At 39.7% G+C, this 5645-nt stretch carries 5 protein-coding genes; all 5 read left to right on the top strand.

Annotated features, from left to right (window positions below):
- The coding region (locus tag AC1DPQ_RS16005) for a CIS tube protein (protein ID WP_477610205.1) at positions 1–516 on the top strand (516 nt) is incomplete at its 5' end.
- A 6-nt stretch (positions 517–522) separates the two neighbouring features.
- Positions 523–2250: a type VI secretion system tip protein VgrG gene (vgrG, locus tag AC1DPQ_RS16000; protein ID WP_477610203.1), complete on the top strand. Its 1728-nt coding sequence runs from the start codon at positions 523–525 to the stop codon at positions 2248–2250.
- Positions 2251–2254: 4 nt separating this feature from the next.
- Positions 2255–2533: a PAAR domain-containing protein gene (locus AC1DPQ_RS15995; protein ID WP_477583687.1), complete on the top strand. Its 279-nt coding sequence runs from the start codon at positions 2255–2257 to the stop codon at positions 2531–2533.
- Between the two features lie 3 nt (positions 2534–2536).
- Entirely contained in the window at positions 2537–2956 is a 420-nt protein-coding gene (locus AC1DPQ_RS15990; protein ID WP_477583686.1) for a GPW/gp25 family protein, read from the top strand.
- Positions 2957–2960: 4 nt separating this feature from the next.
- A partial coding sequence (locus AC1DPQ_RS15985; protein ID WP_477610201.1) for a hypothetical protein occupies positions 2961–5645 on the top strand: 2685 nt, incomplete at its 3' end.

Here is a 5645-nt window from a genome sequence, read left to right as displayed (position 1 = left end):
ACAAGGGGCAAGGAGCTAAATCTCGACCTTTTGTGGGACGCAACATCAGCTTCTTACTCGGGCAATTCTACTTTTCAAACTGATGTTCAGAATGATAAAACAGTACATAAAGTAATCGAAAAATTTATCGATACCTGTTTTAAGATTAAAGAAGATACCCATCAGCCAAATTTTTTAAAAATACACTGGGGTGAGCTCACTTTTCAGGGAATGTTAACCGCTGTTAAAGTTACCTACACCTTGTTCGATAATACCGGAAAACCATTAAGAGCGAAAACAGATTGCACTTTTACCAGTTATACATCTCTTACCGAGCAATCTAACGAACAGCGGCGCAGTTCGCCCGATTTAACACATTACAGAAATGTTGAAGGCGATAATTCGCTCCCATTAATGACTTACAATATTTATAAAACCGATAGATATTACTTAGAAGTGGCCAAGGCCAATAAACTGAACAATTTTAGGAAATTAAAACAAGGACAAAACATTTCATTTCCACCGATTGAAAAATAATATACCATGCCAGCCAACTCAGGAGTACAAAGTTTTAGCATTACCATAAACGGACAAGTTTTGCCCGATGCGGTTGGTATTTTAGAAATTATGGTAACCAATGTGGTTAATGCCATACCTAAAGCTAAAGTGGTAGTAATGGATGGTAGCGCGGCTGCGCAAAATTTCGATTTAAGCAATGGAACCAATTTTATTCCAGGGGCCGAAATAAGCATTGCTGCTGGTTACAATGGCGAAAATGAAATGATATTCTCTGGTTTAATTATCAGCCAGACCATTAGGGCTAACGAGGATGGGAGCCAAATGGAAATAGAATGTAGGGATAAAGCCGTTAAACTTACCGCAGGACGAAAAAACAAGATATGGGAAGACGCAAGTGATAGCGATGCAATAACCGATCTGGTAGGCCAGAATGGAATTACAGCCGATATAGACGGATTGGGTTTACAACATAAACAACTGGTACAATTTAATTGCAGCAATTGGGATTTTATTGTTACCAGGGCCGAGCTAAACAGTGCCTTGGTTATAGCAGAAGCAGGAAAATTGACTATCGGTATGCCCAATGCGAGTCAGGAAAGCACGGCAACTTATACCTATGGATCGGAGATTTATGATTTTGAAGCTCAGATGGATGCCCGCACCCAATATCCACAGGTACTAACCAAAAGCTGGAATTATACCAACCAGGAAGTAAAAGAAGGTACATCGGCCGCAAAACCTTTACCCCAGCAAGGTAATATTTCCGGCGATGATTTGGCAGAAGTGTTGGGCTGGGAAGATAACAGCTTATATCATTCGGGCAATGTAGCTGAACAGGAATCGACCGAATGGGCAACAGCACAACTGTTTAGAAGCAGGTTGAACAGGGTTATCGGAAATTTTAGGGTGCAGGGCGATAACAAGTTAAAACCCGGAATTATAGTTGAATTATTGGGAATAGGCGAAAGGTTTAGTGGGAAATGCTTGGTTACGGGGGTAATCCATAGTTACTCTGGAGAAGCCGCCTGGTACAGCCATGTTCAGTTTGGCCTTGATCAAAAAATGCATAGCTACAATTTCGATGATATTGTAGAAAAGCCTGCCACAGGGATCATCCCCCCGGTAAATGGTTTGCAGATCGGTATTGTTACCCAATTAGAAAGCGATCCCGACGGTGAAAATAGAATAAGGGTACGTTTGCCCACTGTCGAAAATGAAGGAGATGGCATTTGGGCAAGATTGGCCAGTGTAGATGCAGGAAAAGAACATGGATGGGTTTGGAATCCCGAAATAAATGATGAGGTAATTATTGGTTTTATAAATGATGATCCTCGCGATGCAGTGATTCTGGGTAGATTGTATAGCAGTTCATTTCCACCTCATCTAGAAGCAAAAGATGATAATTATTTAAAAGGATTATCTACCAAATCAAAACTTCAGGTATTGTTTGATGATGAAAAGAAGATTATAAAGATAGAAACACCTGGAGGCAATTTTATTACACTGGATGAAGATCAGAAACAGATTGACATTCAGGATATTAATGGGAATAAAATAGAGATGAGCGAGGATGGGATCAAGATTGAAAGTATTAAAGATATCATACTAAAAGCATCAGGCGACTTTAAAATAGATGGAACCAATATTACAACCAATGCCAACGCACAATTAAAATTAAGCGGAAGCGCGGGCACAGAAGTCAGTTCATCCGCCATTACAAAAGTTAAAGGAAGTATGGTGCAGATAAATTAAAAATATGGCAAACGCAGCGAGAGTTACCGATACCACAAACCACGGTGGCACAATTATAGGTCCTGGCGTACCAACGGTATTAATTGGGGGGATGCCTGCATGTGTAGTTGGCGATAATCACGTTTGTGTATTGCCACCAAATAGCCATCAGCCAACGGTAAGCCCTTTTCCGACGGGAAGTGCGACAGTGTTGATAGGTGGTTTGCCAGCAGTTAGAACAGGTGATACCTGTATTTGCGGGGCAAGTGCTGTAGTTGGATGTCCGACAGTTTCAATAGGTTAAAAAATGGATACAGAAAGCAATTTTTTAGGTAAGGGATGGGCCTTTCCGCCAGAGATAGTCAAATACGAAGGCATAAAACGCTTTGCTACCAGCATGGTAAGCGATGTGGTAGATATTAACCAAAGCCTCGAGATCCTGTTCGGAACAGCGGTTGGCGAAAGGGTGATGCAGGCTGAGTATGGCTGCAATGTAGAAGATATGATTTTTGAACCCATTAATGTTACGCTGGTAACGCGGATAACCGAAAGGATTAGAAGGGCAATAATTTATTACGAGCCGCGCATTAAGCTCGATAAACTAGATGTTTTTAAAAATGTAGAGTTTGGGGTAATTAACCTGGTGGTAGAATATACCATCAGAAGTACCAATACCAGGAACAATATTGTTTACCCATATTATTTAACCGAAGGAACAAATATTTGAAAAAATGAGCACCAATTGCAATAAAAATACTGCACCAAGAAACGGAACAAGCCGTTTAAACCGCTTGCCAAAAGCTTTGGATGCATCTTTTGTTGCCATTGATGAAAGAAGTAAAGCAAGCCTTTATCAATTTTGCGATAATTTGGCGGCTTATATTAACCATTACTATTTTGATGGAACAGAGAAAAAGACAGATTGGCAAAGTGTTTTTAATATCAGTGAAATTAATGAGGATGGCACCTCAGAACCACATTTGGCACTTTTCGATTCTTTTTTGGATTTATACGCCATTGCTCAAAAAGACCTCAATCAGTTTACAGGCAAACATTTAGATTATTTTTTTGAAACCGTTTTAGGCTTCGAAAAAAAGGCAGCCGAGCCCGATAAAGTATATTTGATTGTAGAATTGGCGAAACACATTTCTCAATACATATTAAACGATAAAACTGAGTTTAAAGCAGGCAAAAACAGTAAAAAACAAGAACAGTTTTACAAGCTGTTATCTTCTTTCAGCTTTAGCCATACACAGGTAGCGAGTATTAAATCTATTTTGGTTGATCAAGCTGAAAAAACTAAAATTTATGCTTCACCAATCGCAAATTCTGGCGATGGCAATGGAGGAGAGTTGGCCAATCAGGATGGAAGCTGGGATACTTTTGGCAACACCGATCGAAATAAAGCTAATATTGGTTTTGCCATAAGTTCTCCACTGTTTAGAATGGCCGAAGGCAAACGTAAAATAACACTTACCTTTTCTTATCGTGCGCCTTATCTGGCAGCGCCGGTAATTAAGCCCGAAAATTTTAAGGCCAGTATTACCGCAGAAAAAGGGTGGACAGCGGTAGACATTACTGCTGTATCATTAACGAGTACCAGTGTGCTCGAAATTGTGCTCTTTGCTGATGAAAGCAAACCTAAATTGATCGATTATAGTCAAAAACTTCATATAGAAGATTTCAGAACCGCTTTTCCGGTATTGAAGATAGAAATACTATCAACCCCAAATATTTATGCCAGCCTAACCTTTGCTTCAATAGATAATGTGGTCATTAAAACGGATGTACAGGGGGTGAAAAATCTATTTGTACAGAACAGTTTAGGTAAACTCGATGCTGCTAAACCTATGGAAATTTTTGGTCCGATTCCCAGTATTGGCGCTAATTTTTATATAGGCAGCAAAGAGGTTTTTCAGCATGATCTCAGTAGTTTAAAGCTAAATTTTGAATATTTAGGCCTACCTACCGTTCCTTTTGTTACATATTACGACCTTTACACCAATTTGGCTAATGCTAGTAATGGCCGTGATGCAACCAAATATGTTAATAATAGTGATTATAAAGCAGAAGTTTCCTTTCTCTTACATCGCAATTGGATAAATGCTACATCGGCAGAGGTTTCACTTTTTAGTGCAGCAGATACAGTTGCACCCAATGCACAGTTCTCTACAGATTTAAATATACCAGATACTTTCGATGCAGATTATAATACCGAAGTAAATGATGCTTATAACCTTGAGACCGAACGGGGCTATCTAAAACTTAAATTTACCAAAGGTACATTTGGCCAGGCCGATTATCAACTGGTATTTAGTACAGCGGTAATTGGTAAAACCACGGTGCCTAAATTGCCCAATCCTCCATATTTGCCACTTATCCAGAATTTAACGATCGATTATAGCTGCGCAGCCACCATAAATCTTTCGGTAGCGGGCGATGTTAAGTCAACTTACGATAACCGCATCCACAGGTTTTATTTTGTTGAGCCTTTCGGCCTTGCCGAAGCACATCCCTTTACGCATGGGTCTGTATCGTTACTTCCTACTAAATCCAATGATGCTGAGTTATACATTGGCCTAAGCGATGCAATTGTTCCGCAAAATTTAAGTTTATTGTTACAGGTTAGTGAGGGTAGCGCCGATCCCGATTTTGATAAAGCAGTGGTAACATGGGCCTATCTTCAACATAACATCTGGAAAGAATTTAAAAACATAGAGATTTTAAGGGAACAGACAAACGGATTGTTAACAACAGGCATAGTTACCTTAAATATTCCTAAAACCGTAAATACCGATAATACTGTATTGCCGACTGGTCTGTTGTGGCTAAGGGCTTCGGTAATAAGCAATGCAGCGGCAGTGTGCGATATTATCTCCATTACTGCTCAAGCCAGTGAGGCTCAATTTTCTGTTTATGATGATGTTGTACCCGAAAAAATAGCCATCGAAGCAGRGGTGATTGCCAAGCTAAAAGAACCCGATAGCGCCGTGAAAAAGGTAGTTCAACCTTATGGCTCATTTGATGGGAAGGCAATAGAAAGCGGTAATGAATATTATTTAAGGGTTAGCGAAATTTTACGGCACAAAAGGAGATCCATCACCCTGTGGGATTACGAGCGTCTTATTTTGGCCCAATTCCCGAATGTGTACACGGCAAAATGCATTAACCACACTTTTTACAATGGGAATGTAAGCAGTTATAATTCTTTATCGCCCGGCCAGGTAACTATTATTGCCGTGCCCGATATTTCGATCAGCAATGCGCCAAATCCATTAAAGCCAAAAGTTTCTAAAAATACATTAGAACAGATTAAAACTTATTTGGCCAAAACCAATTCGGTATTCGCAAAATTGAATGTTCAAAATCCAATATTTGAAGAAATCAAGCTTCATTTTCACCTCAAACTCCGTGAT

It is taken from the genome of Pedobacter sp. 01T416_2, from assembly GCF_056398925.1.
The sequence above is the reverse complement of the archived record's forward strand: the minus strand, read 5'-3'. Positions and strand labels throughout refer to the sequence as shown.